Raw genomic sequence first — 2017 nt, 5'->3', positions numbered from 1 at the left:
CCTCACGGCGGTGCTGGCGGCTACGGCCATCGTCCTCGCGGCGGTGCTGGCATCGGATCCGGCCCGGCCAGGAGCGGGCCAGCCGCCGGCAGCGGCCGCGACCGGCCAGGGGAGCCCGGACGGGACCACCACGAGCCAGACCGCTCCCACGATCACCGGCCCACCGGCCTCCACCCGGCCGTCACCTGACGCAGGCGTTCCGGCCGCAGCGGTCACCGCCGACCCGGGGCTGGCCCCGCCGGACACCACACCGGTGGCCCCGCCACCGGGCTGGCGTACCTACTCCGGCCCGTCGGGCTGGTCGATCGCCTATCCGGAGGGCTGGGAGGAACGGCCCGCCCCAGGAAACGAAGGACGGAACTTCACCAATCCGCAGACCGGCGCATACCTGCACATCGACATCACCGCGCGGGCCAATCCCTCCGCACTGACGGACTGGACGGCGCACGAGGACGACCTGCGCGCCCAGGTGCCCGACTACCGACGGGTGAAGATCGCGCCGGCTGACGGCGGCGACGGGGCGATCCAGGCGGACTGGGAGTTCACGCACACATCCGGCGGGAAGACGGTGCACGTTCTCAACCGGGGATTTGTGCGCAATGGCCATGGCTACGCGTTGTACTGGCGTACCGCGGACTCCCGCTGGGAAACGGACCTTCCGTTGATGTGGCAGCTTTTCTCGACGTTCCGGCCCGGCCCCTGACCATCTTCCGGGCCTCTTCCGGGCCGTTCCGGGCCTCTTCCGGGCCGTTCCTGGCCGGTGCCGGCCATGCGCGCCGGGCCGGGCCGGCTGAGGGCTGTCTGCACGTCCGCCCGTGCATCTGCAAGACTTGACGGCGATGGCCAGATCGGCACCACCGCCCGGAGACTCCGCGCGCCACAACACACCCCGATATGTATCTCAGCGTTACCGTCTGGATACTCCAATCGGGCGAGGTGGCGCCGGTGTCGTCTGGTGCGGTGAGGACGAGCTTCTTCAGCGCCCGGTCGCGGTCAAGGAAATTCTGATTCCGCACACCGGCTCACAGGTCGAGCGCGACGGGCTGCGGGCCAGAGTGCTGCGGGAGGCCCGCGCCCTCGCCCGGCTGAACAGCCCGGCCATCGTCTCCGTCTACGACGTGGTCGAGGAGGCCGAACGCCACTGGATCGTCATGGAGCTGGTGGACGCCGACAGCCTCGGCGAGGTCATCCGGGCCGAGGGGCCGCTGCCGCCCGACCAGGTGGCGGCCATCGGGCTGACGCTCACCGAGGCGCTCGCCGCCGCCCACTCGGCGGGTGTGCTGCACCGTGACATCAAGCCCGGCAACGTCCTGCTCGGCCGGGACGGCCACGTCCGGCTGACCGACTTCGGCATCGCGGCCACCGACGGCGACTCGACCCTCACCGGCACGGGGGCGCTCGTCGGCTCCCCCGCCTACATCGCCCCGGAACGGGTGCGGGGCTCCTCCGGCACCCCCGCGAGTGACCTGTGGGGGCTGGGCGCCACGCTGTACGCGGCGGTGGAGGGGCAGCCGCCGTTCGAGGGGCCGGAGACCTACGCCGTCCTGACCGCCGTGGTGGAGGGGCGCCGGCGCCCGTTCCAGCTCGCCGGCCCCCTGCGTGGCCTGCTCGCCGACCTGCTCGACCGGCCGGCCGAGAGCAGGCCGGACGTGGCCGAGGTACGCCGGCGGCTGCGCCCGGTCGCGGGCGGGGCCGTACCCGTACCGGCGTCGGTCACCGGATCCGACGCGGAACCGGTGACCGAGGGGAAGGCCGGCGCCGGGCCCGCAGTGGACGCCGAGGAGCATGCCGGCGACGATCCGGCATCCGACGAGGACGCGCGGGCGCACGGCCCGCAGATCGCTCCCTCCGCCACCGGGACGCCCGCGGCCGACCTGGTGACCATGGACCGGTCGGTGAGCGGTACGGCCAAGGACGGCGGGCCGGTGGCCGGCGGCGCGGCCGAGGACCCGGCCGAGGACCCGGCCGAGGCCGGAACGCTGGTCGCCAGGCGGACGGTCGCCGCCGCGGCGGCGGA

General features: G+C 73.8%; 1 protein-coding gene and 1 pseudogene. Both read left to right on the top strand.

Annotation, left to right across the window (positions count from 1 at the left end; genetic code table 11):
- Positions 1 to 703: pseudogene (locus NBX02_RS04745) on the top strand (serine/threonine-protein kinase); the annotation flags it as partial.
- Positions 704 to 839: 136 nt separating this feature from the next.
- The coding region (locus NBX02_RS04740) for a serine/threonine-protein kinase (protein ID WP_250290141.1) at positions 840 to 2017 on the top strand (1178 nt) is incomplete at its 3' end.

Source organism: Protofrankia sp. CiP1_Cm_nod1 (assembly GCF_920888515.1).
Classification (GTDB): domain Bacteria; phylum Actinomycetota; class Actinomycetes; order Frankiales; family Frankiaceae; genus Protofrankia.
The sequence above is the reverse complement of the archived record's forward strand: the minus strand, read 5'-3'. Positions and strand labels throughout refer to the sequence as shown.